Origin of the sequence: Tessaracoccus sp. ZS01, assembly GCF_022342445.1 — a bacterium.
Lineage (GTDB): Bacteria > Actinomycetota > Actinomycetes > Propionibacteriales > Propionibacteriaceae > Arachnia.
In genome coordinates this window covers 508,814-529,238 of record NZ_PQFE01000001.1, presented here as the reverse complement: position 1 = coordinate 529,238, position 20,425 = coordinate 508,814, and the positions used below count along the sequence as shown (strand labels likewise).

Below are 20,425 nucleotides of genomic sequence, written 5' to 3'. Positions count from 1 at the left end.
GGAGTCCACCATGGAAAGACCCAGACCGTCGTCCGCGCCAGCGGAAACTGCGCTTGAAAAAACCCTCCTGACAGGGGCAATTGAGAAGCCGACCCCACCCTCCGGGACAGCCAGCGTCGACCTGTCCTGGCGCCCCCTGTACAGCATCGGCGGTTACGCGGCACTGCTGTTCGTGGTGTTGGTGCTGGTCCCCATCGTCCTCGTCTTCGTGGCGCCCTTGCCGCCCAGCCAGGGGCGGCCTCTTCTGGAGTACATCGCCGAGCACAAGGCCGTCTATCTGGTCGAGCTGGTGTCTTTCGTCGGCTTGGCGGTGCCTGCGCTCCTGGTGTTCGCCGCATTGGGCGTCGCGCTGTCCACCGTCAACAAGACCCTGGCTCTGATCGGCGGCCTCCTCGGGATCGTGTCGGAGACCATCGCGTTGGCCTTGGGCAGCAGCCCGCAGTCCCTGCATGGGGGCATGGTCGTGCTGAGCGACGCCTACGCCGGCGCGGATCAAGGCGAGCAGGCCGCGCTGGTGGCGGCGGCAGAGGCGTTGATCGCCGCGACGAACGCCGTGTCCTGGGCGGGCATCCTGACCGCCGGCGCGATCCTGGTGTTGTCCGTCGTGATGTGGCAGGGGCAGCGGGGCCGGGCCTTGTCCGTCGTCGGCATGGCAGCCGGCGCGATAGGTGTCCTCAGCGAGGCCCTGCGCCCCATGATCGGCTCCGCATACCTCGTCTACGGCCTCCTGTTGCCGATCTGGTTCGCCTGGGTGGGCGTGAAGCTCTTCCGGGTCGCCCGCCGCAGCGGCAACCCGTCGACGTCGGGATGAGGGCGCCAGAGCCAGAGCGCACGCACGCCCTCGAACAGCAGACGCTGTCCGGGGGGGGGCGTGGCAGAGAGGGATCAGAGGGTGGCGAGGAGGTCCGAGCAGGCCTGTTCGCAGCGACGGCACGACTCCGCGCAGACGCGGCAGTGCTCGTGCATCGAGGCGTGCTTCTCGCACTCGTCAGCGCAGGCCCGGCAGACCGCTTCACAGGCGTCGAGCAGGGCTCGGATCACCTCGGTGTTGCGGGCCGTCTGGCGGGACAGGACCGCCGCTGTCGTCGCGCAGATGTCGGCACAGTCCAGGTTCGTCCGGATGCACTGCCTGAGTTCGGCCACCATGTCCTCGGCCAGGCAGGCGTCAGCGCAGGCCGCGCACGTCTGACTGCACTCAAGACAGGCCCGGATGCACTCAACCAACTTCTCCCCGTCGACGCTCGCGAGTTCCTGGGGGTAGGTGTCGAGCATGGCTTCGATGGTCAACATGTCGTCCTCCTTCCGGCGCGCGCCGGGAGTCACCGGCTGTGGACGCGCCGAGTTGCTCTGGCCTCCACGCTAACAGCGCAGATCGGTCAGGGCAGGCGATCCGCCGTGACCTAGCGGCCGGAGGCGTACTCGAACTCGACCTCCAACGACGGGTCGATGGCCGTGATGATCCCCTCGTAGAAAGCCTCGGCCTGGTCCCTGAGGAGGTCCTCGTTGGCGTCGATGTACTGGCTCTGCGCCTCGTCGTTGAGGATCTGGTTCGTCATCTCCACCGCGTCGATCTCCGGGGTGACCCAGCTCAGCACACCGCTATTCTCGGTCACCAGCTTGAAGTTCGCATCGTTGTGACCGATGAAGATGAACTCCGGAATGGAGACGGTGAAACTGTCCTCGCTGGTCTTCTCGATCCGGACGTCGCCGCCGTCGATACCGAGTTTGGCGTTGAAGTTGTACTGCAGGCACAGCGCCCGCTCACTGCCGGGTACATCGATCCCGAAGATGGTCCGACGCTCGTTCTTCTCAGCGATGCCCTGGATACCCAGGCTCAGGAGTGACACCTGTTCCTCCCGGGAGATGGCGTTGATGACCTGGCTGCTGAGGACTTCAGATCGGGTGTCCAGCGCCGATTGCGTGTAGCTGTTCCACACCTGGACTCCGACAAAGGCGACCGCGACCCCCAGCGCGATCCAGACGGTGACCTTGACGCCCTCGCGTAGCCGATCCTTCATCCGACAACCCCTATACCGCTCGTCCACTCGGAGGCGCCGCACTGCGATCCGGTTTGTCGAACGCTAGCAGTTGCCCAACCCCTGCGTGCGTTCGGGCCTGGTGGCGATGAGCATGGTCGCGGCACTCACCCTGGCCGCCACTGCCCGCCCTGCTCATCGTTTCGGGCATGCGCAACGGCCATGGGGCGCCCGTCTCGCGGGTGCCCCATGGCCGATGACCAGAGGTGGATCAGCTCTTCCCGCTCTTAGCGCGGGCGTTGGCCTCGCCCTCGGCCAACTTGGTGAGGAGCTCGTCGGTGCGCGACTCCTCGTCGAGCGACTCGCTGAGGAGCGACGCGCCGTCGTTCAGCCCGAGCATCGAGGCCCAGCGACGGAGGGTGCCGTATCGGGCGATCTCATAGTGCTCGACGGCCTGGGCCGACGAGATGAGGCCAGCATCGAGGGCCGGGCTCTCCTTGAAATCCTCCATGATTCCGTCGCCCTCGGCGATGAGACCGTCAATCGCCTCGCAGCGCTTGGACGTGGGCTGCCGGTCGATCATCTTGAAGACCTTTTCCAGCCGGGCGATCTGCTGCTCGGTCTCCTTCTGGTGGGTCAGGAAGGCCTCGGTCAACTTGTCCGAAACGGCGCTGTCGGCCAGCTTCGGCAGCGTCTTGGCGATGTGGCGCTCGGCGTAGTACATGTCGCGGAGCGTGTCGAAGAACAGGTTGTCCAGGGTCTTGTCGGCCATGATGGTCACCTTTCACTCAGGGGGATTTCTCCTTCCAACCGACGCTAATCGCTGCTCGGCGGAAGCACCTCACCCCGACGGACCAGAACCGAGCGGCGTCGGACATCTCCTTCGAGGGTGACGATCAGGTGAATTTGTGGCTACGGGTGCATGATTCCTGCGCCGAAGACGACCGGGAATGGGGTAGAGGCTGTTATTTTTGTGCTGCACACTCACAGGAGAGGTCGCCCCGAATGATCCACACCGTGCACGCCCGTCACCGGCGCCACAGCGCGCACCCGGGGATAGCGGCCGGCCGAGAGGCGATACGATCGTGAGCGATGTGCGAGGCGTGCGCGCCGTGCATCCGAGGCCCCGAGGGATTCCTGTCCCTGGGGCCTCTTTTCATTCCACCTGCAACCCACATGAAAGGAACCGTGTCGCATGGGACTTCGTCTGAGGCATCAGCCGCACCGCTACATCGCCGCCTGCCAGCTCGATGAACACTTCCGCACGGCCTTCGTCGTGGGGCTCGACTACGACGTCAAGGGGGAGGTGGAATGGACCTCGGCCGTGATCGGCATCCTGGAGGGCACCTACTCTCCCTTCAAGGTGCATCCCACCAAACGCGTCCGTTCCGCAGGCGGGACCGTCGACATGTCCTGGCCCATCATCGTGCGGCTCAATTACTGGATCGACATTCCGTGGCGCAAGAGGCCTGAACTGCACCAGCGCGCCACCCGGCTGGAGATCCTGCGCCGCGACGGGTGGACGTGTGCATACTGCGGCGGGCATGCGCTCACCGTCGATCACGTGCACCCTGCGTCCCGCGGCGGCGGATGGACGTGGGGCAACCTGGTGGCGGCGTGCTCGCTCTGCAACGGTCGGAAGGGCAACCGGACTCCGGACGAGGCGCAGATGAAGCTGCTGTGGGACCCGAGTTCCTCCACCCTGGAGTACTCAGGCGTCCAGGCCGAGGTCTGGCGGATCCTCGAGTCCGAGAGCTACTGAGCCTCCGCGACTGCCCGCTCGAGCTGCGCGAAGGTGGCCTCGTCGAAGGCCACCAACCGAACCTCTCCGACGGCGGTGTCAGCCCCGTTGACGGACTCGACGGCGGCCGCGATCGCATCATCCTTGGGCCAGCCGTAGATGCCCGCGCTGATCAACGGAAAGGCGACACTCCGGGCTCCCAGTTCCTCGGCCACCTCCAGCGAGCGCTGATAACAGGAGACCAACAACCCCCGGTCGCGCTCGCCCGCGGCGTAGTTGGGACCGACGGTGTGGATCACCCAGCGGGCCGGCATGTCGCCAGCGGTGGTCCAGCCGGCGTCGCCCGTGGCCAGGCCGTGCGGAAACCGTGTGATGCATTCCTCGAGGACCGCCGGGCCGCCCGCGCGGTGAATCGCACCGTCGACCCCGCCACCGCCCCGCATGCGGTTGTTGGCGGCGTTGACCACCGCGTCGACGTCCTGTTGCGTGATATCTCCCCGGATGACCTTCACCTTGACCATGTCGACCATGGTGCCAGCACCTTAGGCTGGAGCTAGCAGGTCACCGAACCCGATGGAGCTCCCCATGGACATCATTCTCATTCCCGGACTCTGGCTGGACGGCTCCTCGTGGGAGCGCGTCACCCCCGCCCTGCTGAAGGCCGGTCACCGCGTGAGCACCATCACACCGCCAGGCCACGATGGTGCGGACCCCCGCCACGTCACCTACGCCGACCTCGTCGCGGCCATCGTCACGGAGATCGACAGCGCCAGCGGTCCCGCCATGCTCGTCGGTCACTCAGCCGCGTGCGCCGCCGCCTGGGCCGCAGCTGATCGCCGGCCTGGCCGCACGGCCAGGGTGCTGTTGCTGGGAGGTTTCCCCATCCCGGACGGCATGATGCTGTTGGACGGCTTCGAGACCAACGACGACGGCGTCCTGCCCTTCCCCGGCTGGCAACCATTCGACGGCCCGGACATCGCCGACCTCAGCGAGGGGGACCGGGCCTGGCTCGAGGGCCACATGTCTCCGGCCCCTGCCGATTATGCCCTCGGCACGCAGTCGCTGGGCAACCCGAAGCGCTACGACGTGCCCGTCGTCATGGTGTGCCCGGAGTTCTCGGAGGCCGATGTGCGCGACTGGATTTCGCAGGGCTTCGCGCCCGTGTCGGAGCTGCCCAAGGTCCGGCACCTTTCGTACGTGGAGTTGGAATCCGGCCACTGGCCGCAGGCCAGCCGCCCCGATGACCTGGCGCGCGTTCTTCTGGCGGAGGCCGACCCCACCCACAGCTGAGGGGAGTGGACGGCATGAGGAGGCCCCCGGCCGAGGAAACGACCGGGGGCCCAACTCTCGGGAGAGACTGGCCGTTACAGCTGCGCGGGCGAACCGAACATCACGATGTTGTTGAACACCCAGTCATTGCTCTGCGAGAAGGCGTAGCCGCCCGACTGCTTCGCAGTTGCGGCGTACACCGTCGTCATCGTGTAGGAACGGCACGCGCCCCGACCGGTGGCGGCCGTGTCGCACTCGGTCTTCCACTGACGCCCACCAGAGGTGAACACGCCAGCAGTGGTCGAGCTCGGATCACCCAGGGGGTTGCCCTTCCACGACTCACGGGTCATGTACGGCAGGTAGGTCAGGTTGTTGAACGCCCAACCCGACTCCCGCACGAACTGGCCGTTTTCCATCTTCACCACTGTCGCCCAGATCTCCGTGCGGCAACGCTCCGTCTGTGAGTACGGCTCACACGACGTGTTCCACTGACGACCGTTGAACGTATGTGCGCCCGGCAGCGTGTACGGGGCCGTGCGGATGAACTTGCCGCCGGGCGGCGTTGCCGTCCGTGTCGGCCGGGGGGAGGGCCGGGTCGGTGTCGGTGAAGGTGACGGCGACGCGGAGGGTGACGGTGACGGCGAAGGAGACGCCTTCGGGGTGACCGTGAGCGTCAGCTCCACCGTGGTGCTCAGACCCTGAGCGTCAGTCACGGTGACCTGGACGGGATACGCACCTGCGGCGGTGGTCGTCGTACCTGAAATGAGGCCGTCGCCATCGATCTGGAGCCCGGTCGGCAGCCCGGTGGCGGCGAAGGTGACCGCAGAGGCGTCCGCGACCCTGACCGCCAGCGACAGGGGCTTGCCGCTCTCCACGCTGGCGGAGTCCACCATGACGACCGGCGCGTTGGTGTCCGCGCCTGCGACATCGACCGAGAATTCACCCAGCGTCGTCCAAGGATGGGCCGGGTTCTGCGCCGACTTCGACACCAGCAGGAGGTACTGGGCCCGAACCATTTCGGTGAAGGGGATCCACTGCGGCGACTGGCCGGCGGGCAGCTCACCCTCCGCAACCTTCGTCCAACCTGCGGGCACCGCGCCGGGAGTGCCAGTGGTCGTGGTGGCGACGGCGCGGTCGTTGGTGGCGTAGATCTCGAATCCCTTGATCTGGCCGTTGACCGCCCCGGATGAGACGCCCTGGCGGGGGGTGAGCGTCACCGCGCAGATGTCTGCTGCGTTCGCCATGCCGACGACCAGCTGATGCGGATGGGCGGGTTCGACGCCGTTCCACTGCGTGTGCCAGAACGTGTTGCCGTTGCCGTCGATGACATTGACAGCAGGCGCTCGCTCAGAAGAGTCATTCTGCTCACTCGAGACCCGCACCACCTCGCTGGGCGACGTGACGTTGGCCGTGCACGAGAAGTTGAGCGGCACGCTGGTGGTGCGTTGCCGCTCCTCACCGCTGCTGTCGGTCCACGAGGTCACGAACTCCAACACCTCGGCGCCGGAGGGGCCGGCGTTCGGGGTGATGCGGAAGGTCAGGTCACGCTCGCCCTGAGCGGCGAGGTCGCCCACCTGAGCCTCCTCGATGTCGACCAGCCAGCCCTCAGGCACGACGGGGGTGACAACGACGTTGCCGACCGCTGCGGCCTCAAGGTTGCGGATCGTGACGGGCACGCGTGCGGTGACACCTGCGAGCACTCGGCCGAGCGACCCAGCCGTGGTGGCGACGCCGTCGCCAACCAGGGCGAAGACGGTGGCCTCGCTGTGGTTGGGATCCTGCTGCGCGACCTCGGCGCCGTCCACCACGAGCGGCATGTTGGAAATCGCGTTGGCGATCGTGAAACCACCGTCGACCTGGCGGATCCACCACTTCTGCAGGTTGCCCGCTTCACGTGGCGTCGAGGTACAGGTGGTCAGGGTGGGCACTTGCCCGAAGGTGTTAGGAGCCTTCAGGTTGAGCGAGTCGCCCTCGGCCATCGCGAGGCATTGATCACCCTGGGCGATCTTGTAGTAGCCGTCCGCGGTGGAGGTGAAGTTCCACGTCGAGGACGCGTCGGTCATGGTCACGGCGGAACCAGCTGTCAGGGACGCGGCGCCGACACGAACCGCGTAGTCCCCGGGGATCAGGGGTGCGTAGTCGACGGACAGGGTGTTGGGGCCGTCGCCCAGCTCCTGTCCGAGCTGCTTGAACGCCGCGTAGGTGGCGGCCGGCCGATCGGTGCTCCACGTGGCCTGAGCGAGGTAACGCAGGGTCTCGTGGATTTGGGCGAAGAGGGCGTTTTCGGTGGTGCCGGGACCGTTGTCCGGCCACAGCACCATCTTGCCGCCCAGAATCTTGCCCGTGGTCGCTGAGTCGTCGATGGCGCGACCGTTGTAGATATGGGGGGTCCAACTCTGGTTCCAGCGCGCCTCGGCGGAGCCCCATGCGCCGTTGCGGGTGAAGTAGAGGCTGCTGTCGGTATTGACGATGTCGTTTCCGTCGCTCAGCGTCTTTTCCATGGTGCGTCCGTAGGAGTACCAGTATTCAACCATGACGTCCTTGTCGAGGGTGACGAGGTTGTCCTGGGCGGGGATGCCGTCGTTCCAGATGCGCAGGTTCGCGCCCTCAGCCTTGACGTGTGCGTTGATCTGGTTGATGAACCAGACGACGAGGTCGCTTTCCGTCGCAGTGGGACCGAACTTCTCCCGGGCAGCCGCGATGATCTGCGGATAGTTCTGGAACGAGCCGGAGCCGAGGAGGTACTCGTCAGCGCCCATGTGATACCAGTCCAGACCGAACTTCTCGATGTACTCGGAGGCGAGGTTCTTGACCACGTCGAGGGCTTCGGGCTTCGAGATGTCGAGCTGCGTCGGCTGACGCACGCCGCTGGCGTTGACGAGCTGGAGGTGGGGGAGGTTCTGCAGCCACGGGCCCATGTGTCCTGGGGAGTTGACCTCGGGGACCAGCTCTACGTGGTGCTGCGCAGCGAACTCGGCCAAGTGGGCCGCCTGCTCGTTGGTGTAGTACGACCAGAAGGTGGCCTCGGGGTAGGCCTCGGACTCAACCTTGAGCTCGATCCACAGTTCGTTCATCTTGTAGTAGGCCATCTCCTTGATGACCTGCTCGAACTTCTCCATGGAGATGTTGACGATGCATGCGCAGATGCCGACCGAGCGGATGGGGTAGGCCGGGATGTCCACGCTGCTTCCGGCCGGAATGGCCGACGTGGTGCCGGCCAGCACGGCCCATTGGACGGCCGTCTGCCCGCCGTAGAACAGACCGGCCTCGGTGGCGGCGGTGATGGCGATGCTTTCGCCCACCTCGATCCGGTAACCTTCATCGCCGAGATCGGTCTGCGAGGCATCCAGGGTCAGTGCGACGTCGCCGGTGCCGGCACTGCCGGTCGTCGTGACCACGTCAGTGTCGAGTGCTGTGCTCAGGTCTACGGCGATCTTGGCGGCCTCAGCCTCAGCGCCGGCGCCAGCCACGACCGTAGTGTCGGATGCGAACTGGAACGAGCCGGTGCCCGGCGTCCAGTCCGAAAGTCCCGGGATGGAAGCCGGGGACCCGTTCGGGGCGGCCTGGACGGGGTCTGCAGCGGCGGCTGGTGGAGCCACCGCGGTGACCGCCATGCCCGCGATGAGCGCGGTGGCGGCCAGAACCCCGAGGAACGGTCTGCGTTTCGTCATTGAACGACATCCTCTTTCGTCGACGCGAACCGGTTGATAAACCGGTTTTGTTCCCCCATCGTCACGGCACCGGCCGTTCATCTGCAAGCAGCCGGCCCAATTTCACCGGATATGACAAGAGTGAGTGCTCATTTCGCGACGAGCCCCCGGAGGACAAGTCCTCCGGGGGCTCCGACACCTCATCGCAGGGTTACCTCCAACTGGGGGCTCCGAACATCACGATGTTGTTGAACACCCACTCGTTCGACTGGCTGAAGGCGTAGCCGCCCGAAGCCTTAGGCGTCGCCGCGTACACCGTCGTCCACGTGTAGGAGCGGCACGCGCCCCTGCCCGTCGCGGCGGTGTCACACTCGGTGCGCCACTGACGCCCACCGGAGGTGAACACACCGTTCGTGGTCGAGCCGAGATCACCCAAGGGGTTGCCCTTCCACGCCTGACGGGTCATGTACGGCAGGTAGGTGAGGTTGTTGAAGGCCCAACCCGACTCGCGGACGAACTGCCCGTCCTCCATCTTGACCACGGTGGCCCAGATCTCGGTGCGGCACCGCTCCGTCTGCGAATACGGCTCGCAGGTGGTCGTCCAGTTGCGGCCGTTGAGCAGGTGCTTGCCCTCAAGGGTGTACGGCGCCGTGCGGACGAACTTCGCCGGCTGGGTCGGGGTGGGGCTCGGGGTGGGAGCGGCCTTCTTCGCCACCGTGACCTTGAAGGACACCGTGGCCTCATTCTCCTGGGCATCCCGGACGGTGACGGTCACGTTGAACACCCCGTCGACGGTGGGCGTGCCGGAGATCACCCCGGTGGCCGCATTGATCCGCACACCAGGGGGAAGCCCCGCGGCGGAGTACGTCAGCGGCAGTGAGTCGTCGGTGGCCTTCACCGCGATGGAGAGTGCGGTGCCCACCCTGCCGGAGGTCGCCGCGACGGCCTGGATGGCGGGTACCGTCGTGTCCACGACAGTGACGGCCGTCGACGCCGAGTTGGCACCGTCTGAGGCGGTGAGCGTCACCGCTCCCAGCGGCAGGTCCTCAGGCAGCACCATGCTGGTGAAGAAGAGGCCGCTCAGATCAACCATGCCGAACGCGACGGGTTCGCCGCCCAGCGTGACGGTGACCGATGCCTCTGCCTCGAAGCCACCGCCACTCACATTCACGGACGTTCCGGCCGAGGCCGCCGCCGGAGCGACGACGACGCGCGGCGTGGGCGCGACGTCTGGCAGTTCTGGCGACGACCCGGTGAGTGCGCCGATGACTTCCAACTCCGCTGCGTGCGCCCAGGGTTGCCCGCCGGGGTAGTCCTCGGCGCCGTTGGCGTTGTCGGGGACGGCACTGAGCGACACGAGCTTGAGATAGCGTGTCGTGACGGGTTCGTCGAACGTGACCGTCTTCGGCGCGGTGTCTGCGCTCGAGAAGGAATCGGCCTTGATGAGCGAGTAAGTCGCATCCTCCGGCTGGGCGAATGAGTAGCCCTGGAGTTCGGCTACGGTGCGCTCGCCGAAGGTGCCGGCTCCGGCATGGAGCTCGAAGTCAACGATCTGCCCGTTGCAGGCGGTCGCATTGTTCGGGTATTCGCAGGTCGAGTAGCCGCGCGGTACATAGACGAAGGAGTGGACGGTCTGGACCGATCCCAGGTCAAGCACGATGAAGTGGGGGTGGGGACTGTCATCCGGTTGCCATTGGGTGTGCCAGAAGGTGCTGACATCGCCGTCGATCGCCGCAGTCACCAGGCCATTGCCGGGGATGGTTCCGCCTTCGGCGGGTTCAGCGGAGTCCCAGGCCACCACCCCCGCTATGTCGAGCGGTGCGAGCGCAGGAGCCAACGGGATGTATGTCGCCATCGCTGCGTAGTCGCCGGAGGCCGCGTAGAGGCCAACCGTGACAGTGGCACCCTCTCCGCTGATGGGCGCGCGCAGGGTGACCGACTTGCTGGTCTCTCCCGGAGCGACCAACTGTCGGCTGGGGGAGACCTGCCAACCGGTGCTCACGTCCACCGTCAGGACGGCAAGGGAAGACAGTGCGTCGATGGAAAAGGTCATGGTCGCGTCCTCGCCGCCGACCAGCGTCTCCGGGGCGCTCGTCAACTCGAGGGACAGGGGCGGATCCTCAGCGGCCGCCTGAGGGGCCACGCCCGCAGCCAGGCCCAACATCAGGGCGACGGCGGCGAGGATCCCGAGGAATGGTCTGTGTTTCGTCATTGAAACATCCTTCGCATCGGAGAGAACCGACCGGTGTTCACCGGATGGCGCCATCGTCTCTCTCCTGGCCCCGGGACACGCCATTTTCGCAAAACGAGGTCCGATCCTGGGTGAGATCCGCTTCACCACGCGGGCCGGAGGCGGAGGCGAGGAGCGGTCCGCTCACTGCCAGTGAGCGATCCACTCCGGGAGACCGGCCGCTGTCCGCTGACCGCGAACTGGGATGCCTTCGCCGCCGGAGGAGAGGGCAGTAAGTTCACGCTCACACCCTCGACTGAAGGAACACCCATGAGCTACCGCCCGGAAACCTTGGCCGTTCATGCCGGCCAGGAAACCCCTGATCCCACCACCAACTCCCGCGCCGTCCCGATCTACCAGACCACCAGCTTCGTCTTCGACGACGCCGAGCATGCCGCAGACCTGTTCGCGCTGCGGAAGCCGGGCAACATCTACTCGCGGCTGATGAATCCCACCAGCGACGTGCTCGAGCAGCGACTCACGGCCCTCGAGGGTGGCGTCGGGTCACTGGTCACGGCGTCCGGTGCCTCGGCAGTGACGTACGCGGTGCTCAACCTGACCTACTCGGGCGACAACATCGTCGCCCTCTCCACGCTCTACGGCGGCACCTTCGCCCTCTTCGCGCACACGCTGGCCCAGTTCGGCATCGAGGCGCGCTTCGTGGACCCGGCCAAGCCGGAAGAGCTGGCGCAGCACGTCGACGAGAAGACCAAGCTTGTCTTCGGCGAAACCGTGGGCAACCCCGCCCTCAACGTCATCGACCTCGACGCCTGGTCGGCCGCCGCCCACGAGCTGGGCCTGCCGTTCATCGTCGACAACACCGTCCCGACGCCGCACCTGACCCGCGTGTTCGACCACGGCGTCGACGTGGCCGTGCACTCCCTCACCAAGTACCTCGGAGGCCACGGCACCTCGCTGGGCGGGGTCCTCATCGACTCCGGGAACTTCGACTGGAACGCGCACGCGGAGCGTTTTCCGGGGCTCACCGGCCCGGACGCCGCCTACCACGGGGTGGTCTGGACGGAGGCCGTGGGCAACCTCGCCTACATCATCAGGGCGCGCACCGTCCTCATGCGCAATACCGGCGCAACCATCTCGCCGTTCAACTCGTTCCTCGTCCTGCAGGGCGTCGAGACGCTCCACCTGCGGATGGAACGCCACAGCGAGAACGCCCTCAAGGTGGCGCGCTTCCTGGAGGAGCACCCCAAGGTGGATTGGGTGAACTACCCGGGTCTGGAGTCGAGCCCCACCCACGAGGTCGCGCTGCGCATCCTCAAGGGCGGTTTCGGCGGCCTGGTCTCCTTCGGCATCTCCGGCGGGCGGGCGGCAGGGCAGCAGTTCGTCGAATCACTTGAGTTGTTCAGTCACCTGGCCAACATCGGCGACGCCAAGTCGCTCGTGATCCACAACGCCTCCACCACCCACTCGCAGTTGAGCGACGAGGAACTGGCCGCGGCGGGCGTGCCAGCTGAGATGGTGCGACTCTCGGTGGGGATCGAGCACATCGACGACATCATCGCCGACCTCACGCAGGCGCTGGACCAGATCTAGACGCCTTCGTTGCCCACCCGTTCGCGCGGTGCGTTCTCCTGGTGGACACGCGTCTCCTCGACGCTGTCCTCCGGGATCGCACCGTCGGCGGAATGGGCGTGTTCCTCGTCCATCTCCTCGACCTCGTCGGCCTGGGGGTCGACCAGGGGCACGGACTCCGAAGCGGGGTCAGGGCGGCGATCTTCAGACATCGGTCCTCCTCAACTGGGTGGTCTTCGTCAGGCTAGCGGCTCCCTGTGTCGCCGGGAAGGGTCGGCGACCACCAGGCACAGTGACCACACCTCGCAGTGGGTCGCCGGTTCCTGTAAGAATGGGCCGGTGACTTCCCCTGGCAGCGTCGGACTGGTCGAGACCCACTCGGCCCGCCTCTTCGACGACGGCTTCGCCACCCGCAGCGGCACCACGTTGCCCTTCGTGGATGTCGCCTACGAGACCTACGGCAGACTGAACGCCCAGCGCAGCAACGCCATCTACATCTGCCACGCGTTGACGGGCGATGCCCATGCCGCCGGCTTCCACGAGGGCGACAGCAGACCGGGCTGGTGGGACAACCTCATCGGCCCGGGCAGGGCGATCGACACGAACCAGTGGTTCGTGGTGTGTTCCAACATGCTGGGCGGCTGCCAGGGCACCACCGGTCCCGCGTCGATCAACCCGGCCACCGGCGAACCGTACGGGCTGGACTTCCCGCTGCTCGACATGGGTGACTTCGTGGAGGTGCACCGGGGGCTCGCCCGTCATCTGGGCATCGCGAAGTTCGCGGCCGTCGTCGGCGGCTCCCTCGGCGGCATGCAGGTGTTGCAGTGGGCCCTCGACCACCCCGAGGACCTCTCACGGGCCATGATCTTCGCCGCATCCTCGCGGCTCACCGCGCAGAACATCGCCTTCTCCGCAGTGGGACGGCAGGCGATCATGCGAGATCCGCACTTCCACGACGGCGCGTTCCTCTCGCGGGGCAGCGCGCCGGACCTCGGCCTGTCCGTGGCGCGCATGTTGGCACACATCACCTACCTCTCGGAGGAGGCGTTCCAGGAGAAGTTCGGACGCAACGCCCAACGCGGTGAGCTGTCGCCGAACTTCGGCATCGACTTCGCCGTCGAGAGCTACCTGGAGTACCAGGGCGAGCGGTTCCTCAGCCGCTTCGATGCGCTGAGCTACCTGTATCTCACGCGGGTGATGGACTACTTCGACGCCTTCGCGGATCCTTCGGCCCTCGACCGGCTGGTTGCGGATCCGGTGAAGTTCCTGTTGATCAGTTTCACCAGCGACTGGCGGTTCTCGACCGCCCACACCCGTCGCATCGTGAGGCATCTCGAGGGCGCGCGGATCCCCACCTCGTTCCGGGAGATCGAATCCACCTGGGGCCACGACTCGTTCCTGCTCGAACTGCCCGACTACCACGCGACGGTGCGGGCGTTCCTGGACAGGGCAGCAGAGGAGACCTCGTGACCTCCAGCCTCTTCAGGCCTGACCTGGCCATCATCACGTCCCTGATCCCGGAGGGGAGCCGGGTGTTGGACCTCGGCTGCGGCAACGGCGATCTGCTGGCCATGCTGCACGCCAAGGGTTGCACCGGTACCGGCGTCGATGTCGCCCCAGACCGGGTGCTCAACTGCCTGCGCCGCGGCGTCGACGTGATCGAACTGGACCTGGACACCCAGTTGGGGGAGTTCGCCTCAGACTCCTACGACTTCGTGGTGCTGTCGCGCACCCTCCAGACGGTGCACAGGCCCCGCGCCGTCCTCACCGAGATGGGCCGCATCGCGCTCCATTCGATCGTCACCATGCCCAACTTCGCGCATTGGCGCAACCGGCTCCGGCTCATGCGGGGCCGGATGCCCATGTCGAAGGACCTCCCCTTCAAGTGGTACGACACGCCCAACGTGCACCACACGTCGCTGACGGATCTCGAACCGCTCTTCAGCAAGCTGGGCATGGTCATCGACCGTCGGATCCCGCTCGACGCCGAGGGCCACCCCCACAAGCTGGGGAACCTGGCGGCGAACTGGGCGGCCAGTTCTTCGCTCTACCTGTTGCACGCCCGCCGTTAGCCCTGGGGCGACAACACCTTCACCAATCGCTCCATCGAGCCACCGAGAGCCAGTTCCTCGCTCAGTTCAGCTGCCCGCTCGGCGTTGAGGGCACCCCTCTGGAGACCCGGCAGCTCGAGGGTGTCGACGCAGGTGACCACCTCACGGGCCTTCACCAGGTACTCGACGTCGGCCAGGAGCTTGGACCGCATGGACGGCGACATCCCCGACCCCGGCTCGACGGCTGCTTCCACCATGGCCTCCAGGCTGGGATAGGCGTTGACCAGGGAGGCCGCGCTCTTGTCGCCGATGCCCTTGACCCCGGGAAGGCCGTCGGAGGGATCGCCGCGCAACACCGCAAAGTCGACATAACGGTCGGCGGAGAGCCCATACTTCTGGGCGAGCACCTCCGGTGTCACCAGTTCGTGCTTGGCCACGCCGCGTGCCACGTAGACGACGGAGGTCTGCGGGTCGACGAGCTGAAACAGGTCGCGGTCGCCGGTGACCACCAGCGTGGTGCCCTGGTGCCGGCGGGCGAGCGTGGCCAGCACGTCGTCGGCCTCGTGGTCCTCCGCGCCGATGATGGGGATGCCGGTGGCCTCGAGGGCCGCTCGGATCAGGGGCACCTGGATGGTGAGGTCGTCGTCGACCTGTTCGATCTCCGAGCCCGCCACCTCGACGACGCGGTGGGCCTTGTACGACGGGATGAGCTCCACCCGCCAGTCGGGCCGCCAGCTGATGTCCCAGGCGCAGGCGATCTCGTCGGGGGAGTACTGCTGCATCAGGCGGGAGATGAAGTCGAGCGTGCCCCGTACGGCATTGACGGGGCGCCCGTCCGGCGCGCGAAAGGTGGCCGGGACGCCGAAGAACGCCCGGAAGTACAGATATGAAGTGTCGAAGATCATCAGGGTGCTCACCCGGCCATGGTGGCACACCGGGGGAATGGGTGACTGGGGGTAGGCTTCCCGCGTGATCTCGCGACCCGCCCTGCCCGTCGGCGTCTCAGCATTGGTGGCCGTCTGCATCGGCCTGCTGATCGGCGCCGGCCAGGCGCCCATGGGCGTGTGGCCAGCCACGATCGCCGGCCTGGCGCTGTTCACCTGGTTCATGGCCGCGCGCCGCCCGGGGACGGCCTTCGGCTACGGCTACCTGATCGGTCTGGCCATGAACGTCCTCACGGTCTCGTGGGTCTCGGTGCTGGGCATCTGGGTGGGTGTGGCCCTCGTCGCCTTCCTGTCGCTGTGGTGGGCGCTGCTCGCACTGGTGGTGTCGCGGCTGGTGCGGTTGCGGTTCTGGCCGCTGCTGGTGCCCGCCGCCTGGGTGGCCATGGAGTTCGCGTCGGGCAAGATCCCGTTCGGAGGCTTCTCCTGGACCAGGCTGGGGTTCACCGTCGTGGACCAGCCGATGTCCGGGTGGCTGGGTTTCGTCGGCGTCACGGGGGTGTCCTATCTGGTGGCCCTGGTGGCCAACTCGCTGCTCTTCGCGGCGCTGGACAGGAAGCGCCGGGTCCGGGTGCTGGCAGGCGCCCTGGCCATCTTCGTGGTCGGCGGCCTGCTCAACCTGACCCCGCACGCTGATCCCGAGACGACCGTCAGCATCGCCGTCGTGCAGCCGAACGTGAACCGGCAGGAACACGGGACGGGGACGTACGCGCGCTCCGTCACCAACAACGCGCTGAGCGAAACCGTGTTCGCGCTGGCTGAGGCCCGCACCGGCGACTGGCCCACGCTGGACTTCGTGCTGTGGCCGGAGAACGCCACGGACGTCGACCCCATCCTGGATCCGGAGACCCGCCGCATGGTGGAGGTGGCCGCGCTGCTGGCCGAGGTACCGATCTTCGTGGGCGCCGTGATGAACGGCCCCGAGCCGGACACGCGCCAGACGTCCAGCCTCTGGTGGGACCCGCTGGACGGGCCCGGCGACATCTACCACAAGCGCGATCTCGTGCCCTTCGGCGAATGGATCCCGTTCCGCGACGTGCTGCTGCCGAGGTTGCCCATCCTGCGCCAGATCGGCCGCCAGTCGGTCCCGGGGGAGGGGCCGGGAGTCGTCGACGCCCCCATCGCAGGGAACCCGCACCTCCAGGTGGGCACCATCATCTGCTTCGAACTCGCCTACGACGACACCAGCTACGACGCGGTGCGGGGCGGGGGAGAGATCATCGTCTCCCAGTCGAACACCAACACCTACGGTGGCACCTTCCAGCCCGCCCAGCAGCTGGTCATCAACCGCGTCCGGGCCATGGAGACCGGCCGCGAGGTGGTCGTCTCCACGCTCAACTCGCTCACCGGCCTCGTCGACACGCGGGGGCGGGTGCAGGGCCTCACCTCGGAGTTCGAGGCGGCCAACCGCATCGTGACCGTCCCGCTGCGCTACAGCATCAGCCTCCCGGTCCGGCTGGGCTCCGCGCCGGCCTGGGCCGCGCTCATCGTCACATTGGCGGCTCTGGCCTACACCTACCGTCGCCGTGGACCGGAGGCCGGTAGCATTGCCCGGAACAACTCACCCCAAGGACAGCCACATGACCAGCACTGACGCGCTCGACCGGGTGCTCGTGATCATCCCGACGTACAACGAGTCGCAGAACATCGAGAGCATCACGAACCGGCTGCGCAAGGCCGTGCCGCACGCGCACATCCTCATCGCGGACGACAACTCGCCGGACGGCACCGGCGAGATCGCCGACAGGCTGGCAGGCAGCGACGAGAACGTCCACGTGATGCACCGCACAGGCAAGCAGGGCCTGGGGGCCGCCTATCTCGCCGGCTTCGAGTGGGGGCTGGAGCGCGGCTACGGCGTCCTCGTGTCCCATGACGCGGACGGCTCACACCAGCCCGAAGAACTGCCACGCCTCCTGCAGGCCATCAATGACGGTGCAGACATGGTGAAGGGCTCGCGCTGGGTGCGCGGTGGCTCGATCGTCAACTGGCCGGCGTCCCGCGTGCTCATCTCCAAGGGCGGTTCGCTCTGGACCAGGCTGATGCTCGGCATCCCGGTCAAGGATGCCACGGGTGGCTTCAACGCCTACCGCGCCACAACATTGCGCGGCATGAACCTCAACGAAGTGGCGTCGGCTGGCTACTGCTTCCAGATCGATCTGGTGTGGCGGGCCATCAAGCATGGTTTCAAGGTGGTCGAGGTTCCCATCGAGTTCGTGGAGCGCGAATTCGGCGACTCCAAGATGAACCGCAGCATCGTCGTCGAAGCACTCATCCGCACCACCCTCTGGGGCATCGACCACCGGCTCGGCCAACTCGGCCGCACCGCGTCGGGCCTGCTCGGGCGCGGACGCAACAAGGACCGTTAGAATGGCTGGCCGACGCGGCGCTGTGGCGCTCAGCGTCACCGCCATCGCGCTGCTGCTCTTCGTGGTGGCAGAAGTTGCTGCCATCATCTGGGTCGCCGGCGAGATCGGCTGGTGGACGCTCGTCCTCATGGTGGGCACCACGTTCCTGGGTTTCTACCTGATGCAGCGGGAGTGGCGGAAGGCCTGGACGGCGCTGTCCGAGGCCATTCGCTCCGGCCAGTTGCCCACCGGACGGATGGCTGACGCCAGCCTGGTGCTGGCGGGTGGCATCCTCCTGACGGTGCCGGGGCTCCTGACTGACGTGCTGGGTCTGTTGCTCCTGTTGCCCTTTACCCGGCCGTTCGTCCGCTCAGCCATCACCTGGTGGGCGGCGCGGGTGCTGAAGCCCACGTCGATCGTGGCGCCCACCGTCATCAAGGGGGAGGCCACCACGGAGGGCCCCGCCACCGACACCCTCATCCCCGGCATCACGAGGAAAACCGACGAGGCCGCCGACGGAAACGTGATCCGCGGCGACCTCGACGATGAAGAGTCGGTTTAGTTCTAGTAGAGCCTGTCAGACTCGCGCAGCTTGGCCAGCTGCTCCTCGAGGATGTCTTCCAGCTCGGGGATCGAGCGACGTTCCCGCAGCATGTCCCAGTGGGTACGCACGGGCTTCTCGACCTTCTCTTCGCCCACGACGCCGTCGGAGCGTACGGCCATGAGGCCACACTGCTTGCACTCCCATTGGGTGGGGAGTTCGGCCTCTGCGGCGAAGGTCACTTCGAAGTGGTGTCCCTTTGGACAGTCGAATCCAAGGTTCTGACGTTCTGCGAATTCGATGCCCTGCTCGTCTTCAAAAGTCTTCGAGCCGAGACCGACGCCACGCAATGCACGATCAGCCATCTTCTTCCCTCCTTCGTCTGCCAATGTCAACGAACCGGGAACCGGAAAGGTTCCCTATTGAGTAGACCACATCCCCCGTGCACGGAGGACGTCTTTGAGCAAGTCCGGCCGGTCTGTGACGAGGCCGTCGACGCCCCAGTCGATGAGGCGGTGCATGGTGGTGGGGTCGTCCACGGTCCAGACGTGGATCTTCCGGCCGGCGGTGTGGATGCGCTCGATGTTCTTCGGGGTGACGATGTCGACCGTCACCGGCCCGATCGGATGCTGGAGCGGCACCTGGTACACCTCGCCGCCGGGCGAGATGGCCCCCATGGTGAGGGCCGCGACCCCCGTCGGCGAAACCGCCGTGGGCACCTGCGGGAGGAGACTGCGGAAACGCCGGATGCGGGTCCGGGCGAACGAACCGACGCACACGCGTCGTTCCGCGTTGTGTTTGACGATGGTGCGCACCAGCGGGTCAACGGCGGTGACGGACTTGATGTCGATGTTGAAGTTGATGTCCGGGAACGTCTCGAACAACTCATCGAGTGTCGGGATGGGCTCGCGGTCGCCGACGCGCAGTTCGCTCAGTTCCGCCAGCGTGAGGTCGCGCAGTGAACCGGCGACATCTGTGACGCGGCCGAGGCTCACGTCGTGGAAGGCCACGAGGTGCCCGTCGCTCGTGGTGTGCACGTCGGTTTCGAGGTAGCGGAAACCCAGCGCCACGGCGTTGGCGAAGGCCCGTGTGGTGTTCTCGATCCCGTGATTGGCGGTCATGAACGACCCGCCTCGATGAGCCATCGCCACGAACTCGGGGGAAAGGTAGTCGGGATACACCGCCGCCATAATCGATCATCGTATGGGGTGACCACGGGTTTCGCCACCGGCTGATGCGATTGACCGCCAGTCGTGCCCAAATGGTTACGGAGGCCCAGGGATGTCAAAATGGGCCAATGACCACAGTCCTGTCCATCCAGTCAGCCGTCGCCTACGGCCATGCAGGGAACTCCTCGGCGGTTTTTCCGCTCCAGCGCCTGGGTGTCGACGTCTGGCCGGTCCACACGGTGAACTTCTCCAACCACACCGGTTACGGCAGTTGGAGGGGTCCGCTGATCCCGGCGGGCGACGTGTGGGAGGTCGTCCAGGGCATCAACGACAGGGGAGTCCTGGGAAGGGTCGACGCGCTGCTGTGCGGGTACATGGGGGCGCCCGAGGTCGGCAAGGTGATCCTGGATGCCGGTGCCCTCATCAAGGAGCAGAACCCCGAGGCGCTCTTCTGCGCTGATCCGGTGATGGGCGACGTCGGTCGCGGCTTCTACGCCCGCCCGGGCATCCCCGAGTTCTGGCGCGATCACGTCGTCGGGGCCGTGGACATCATGACGCCGAACCTGTTCGAGCTGGAGTTCCTGACCGGGCGGCGGACCACGTCGATGGCCGGCGTCATCGAGGCCGCGCAGGAATTGCGGGCGAGGGGGCCGCGGGTAGTGGTGGTCACCTCTGTCGTCGGGGCCGACGCCTCGGCCGATGTGATGCGGATGGTGGCCGTCGACGATTCGGGCGCCTGGGAAGTCACCACCCCGGTCATCGACCGCACCTTCACCGGTTCCGGGGACCTCACCACCGCCGTGTTCCTGGCGAAGTGGCTGAAGACGCAGGATTCGGGCGATGCGCTGGGACAGACGGCGTCGGTCGTCTACTCGGTGCTGGAGGCGACGGCGGCGGCAGACCACGCGGAACTGCGCCTCGTGGCCGCACAGAACGACCTGGTGGACCCCCGGTTCGTCTTCATGGCCACCCGCCTCTGAAC

Annotated in this window: 20 protein-coding genes; 10 read left to right on the top strand and 10 right to left on the bottom strand. The window is 66.6% G+C overall.

Annotated features, from left to right (window positions below; all coding sequences use genetic code 11):
• The first annotated feature begins 10 nt into the window (after positions 1-10).
• Entirely contained in the window at positions 11-811 is an 801-nt protein-coding gene (locus C3E87_RS02580) for a hypothetical protein (RefSeq protein WP_143570860.1), read from the top strand.
• 74 nt (positions 812-885) lie between these two features.
• On the opposite strand, the gene C3E87_RS02575 is transcribed toward C3E87_RS02580, so the two are convergent.
• From C3E87_RS02575 to C3E87_RS02565, 3 genes are all read right to left on the bottom strand, one after another.
• Complete coding sequence (locus C3E87_RS02575; protein WP_233120668.1) at positions 886-1,290, bottom strand: four-helix bundle copper-binding protein; 405 nt, start codon at positions 1,288-1,290, stop codon at positions 886-888.
• A gap of 110 nt (positions 1,291-1,400) precedes the next feature.
• Positions 1,401-2,018 (bottom strand): hypothetical protein, encoded by a 618-nt coding sequence (locus tag C3E87_RS02570; RefSeq protein ID WP_076058888.1) that lies wholly within the window; start codon positions 2,016-2,018, stop codon positions 1,401-1,403.
• A gap of 229 nt (positions 2,019-2,247) precedes the next feature.
• Positions 2,248-2,748 (bottom strand): ferritin-like domain-containing protein, encoded by a 501-nt coding sequence (locus C3E87_RS02565; protein ID WP_076059502.1) that lies wholly within the window; start codon positions 2,746-2,748, stop codon positions 2,248-2,250.
• Between the two features lie 423 nt (positions 2,749-3,171).
• On the opposite strand from C3E87_RS02565, the gene C3E87_RS02560 reads away from it, so the two are divergent.
• On the top strand, positions 3,172-3,738 hold the full coding sequence (locus C3E87_RS02560) for an HNH endonuclease (RefSeq protein WP_076058886.1): 567 nt from the start codon (positions 3,172-3,174) through the stop codon (positions 3,736-3,738).
• On the opposite strand, the gene C3E87_RS02555 is transcribed toward C3E87_RS02560, so the two are convergent.
• Positions 3,732-4,238 carry an O-acetyl-ADP-ribose deacetylase gene (locus C3E87_RS02555; protein ID WP_076059500.1) on the bottom strand — a complete coding sequence of 169 codons (507 nt, stop codon included), beginning with the start codon at positions 4,236-4,238 and terminating at the stop codon, positions 3,732-3,734. The genes C3E87_RS02560 and C3E87_RS02555 overlap by 7 nt on opposite strands.
• A gap of 64 nt (positions 4,239-4,302) precedes the next feature.
• Here C3E87_RS02555 and C3E87_RS02550 point away from each other — a divergent pair, with 64 nt between their 5' ends.
• Positions 4,303-5,007, top strand: coding sequence for an alpha/beta fold hydrolase (locus tag C3E87_RS02550; RefSeq protein ID WP_076058884.1), 705 nt, complete (start codon positions 4,303-4,305; stop codon positions 5,005-5,007).
• Positions 5,008-5,081: 74 nt separating this feature from the next.
• Here C3E87_RS02550 and C3E87_RS02545 read toward each other — a convergent pair whose 3' ends face one another.
• Together C3E87_RS02545 and C3E87_RS02540 are read right to left on the bottom strand one after the other, a co-directional pair.
• On the bottom strand, positions 5,082-8,657 hold the full coding sequence (locus C3E87_RS02545) for a family 20 glycosylhydrolase (RefSeq protein ID WP_076058882.1): 3,576 nt from the start codon (positions 8,655-8,657) through the stop codon (positions 5,082-5,084).
• A gap of 190 nt (positions 8,658-8,847) precedes the next feature.
• Positions 8,848-10,848 carry a putative Ig domain-containing protein gene (locus C3E87_RS02540; RefSeq protein WP_076058879.1) on the bottom strand — a complete coding sequence of 667 codons (2,001 nt, stop codon included), beginning with the start codon at positions 10,846-10,848 and terminating at the stop codon, positions 8,848-8,850.
• Positions 10,849-11,136: 288 nt separating this feature from the next.
• Between C3E87_RS02540 and C3E87_RS02535 the strand changes: the two genes are divergently transcribed.
• The gene (locus tag C3E87_RS02535) at positions 11,137-12,417 is read left to right on the top strand and encodes an O-acetylhomoserine aminocarboxypropyltransferase/cysteine synthase family protein (RefSeq protein ID WP_076058877.1); all 1,281 of its coding nucleotides are present in this window, start codon (positions 11,137-11,139) and stop codon (positions 12,415-12,417) included.
• Here the strand turns inward: C3E87_RS02535 and C3E87_RS02530 are convergent.
• Positions 12,414-12,608, bottom strand: a complete 195-nt coding sequence (locus C3E87_RS02530) for a hypothetical protein (RefSeq protein WP_076058874.1) — start codon at positions 12,606-12,608, stop codon at positions 12,414-12,416. The two genes, C3E87_RS02535 and C3E87_RS02530, sit on opposite strands and share 4 nt — an antisense overlap.
• 127 nt (positions 12,609-12,735) lie before the next feature.
• Between C3E87_RS02530 and C3E87_RS02525 the strand changes: the two genes are divergently transcribed.
• Positions 12,736-13,866: a homoserine O-acetyltransferase gene (locus tag C3E87_RS02525; RefSeq protein ID WP_076058872.1), complete on the top strand. Its 1,131-nt coding sequence runs from the start codon at positions 12,736-12,738 to the stop codon at positions 13,864-13,866.
• Entirely contained in the window at positions 13,863-14,468 is a 606-nt protein-coding gene (gene metW, locus C3E87_RS02520) for a methionine biosynthesis protein MetW (protein WP_076058869.1), read from the top strand. Before C3E87_RS02525 ends, metW begins: the two co-directional genes overlap by 4 nt.
• On the opposite strand, the gene C3E87_RS02515 is transcribed toward metW, so the two are convergent.
• Complete coding sequence (locus tag C3E87_RS02515; protein WP_233120667.1) at positions 14,465-15,364, bottom strand: 5'-3' exonuclease; 900 nt, start codon at positions 15,362-15,364, stop codon at positions 14,465-14,467. The two genes, metW and C3E87_RS02515, sit on opposite strands and share 4 nt — an antisense overlap.
• A 52-nt stretch (positions 15,365-15,416) precedes the next feature.
• Between C3E87_RS02515 and lnt the strand changes: the two genes are divergently transcribed.
• From lnt to C3E87_RS02500, 3 genes are read left to right on the top strand one after another with little or no spacing between them, the layout of a single operon-like run.
• Positions 15,417-16,982: an apolipoprotein N-acyltransferase gene (gene lnt / locus C3E87_RS02510; RefSeq protein WP_076058867.1), complete on the top strand. Its 1,566-nt coding sequence runs from the start codon at positions 15,417-15,419 to the stop codon at positions 16,980-16,982.
• Complete coding sequence (locus tag C3E87_RS02505; RefSeq protein WP_076058864.1) at positions 16,969-17,754, top strand: polyprenol monophosphomannose synthase; 786 nt, start codon at positions 16,969-16,971, stop codon at positions 17,752-17,754. Before lnt ends, C3E87_RS02505 begins: the two co-directional genes overlap by 14 nt.
• A gap of 1 nt (position 17,755) precedes the next feature.
• The gene (locus tag C3E87_RS02500; protein ID WP_083665338.1) at positions 17,756-18,295 is read left to right on the top strand and encodes an FxsA family protein; all 540 of its coding nucleotides are present in this window, start codon (positions 17,756-17,758) and stop codon (positions 18,293-18,295) included.
• 2 nt (positions 18,296-18,297) lie between these two features.
• Here the strand turns inward: C3E87_RS02500 and C3E87_RS02495 are convergent, their stop codons facing one another.
• Positions 18,298-18,639, bottom strand: coding sequence for an RNA polymerase-binding protein RbpA (locus tag C3E87_RS02495; protein ID WP_076058860.1), 342 nt, complete (start codon positions 18,637-18,639; stop codon positions 18,298-18,300).
• Between the two features lie 54 nt (positions 18,640-18,693).
• Positions 18,694-19,419 (bottom strand): glycerophosphodiester phosphodiesterase, encoded by a 726-nt coding sequence (locus C3E87_RS02490; RefSeq protein WP_255698030.1) that lies wholly within the window; start codon positions 19,417-19,419, stop codon positions 18,694-18,696.
• 152 nt (positions 19,420-19,571) lie between these two features.
• Here C3E87_RS02490 and pdxY point away from each other — a divergent pair, with 152 nt between their 5' ends.
• A complete protein-coding gene (gene pdxY, locus C3E87_RS02485; RefSeq protein ID WP_076058855.1) occupies positions 19,572-20,423 on the top strand; it encodes a pyridoxal kinase PdxY in 852 nt (283 codons plus the stop codon).
• The last annotated feature ends 2 nt before the right edge of the window (positions 20,424-20,425 follow it).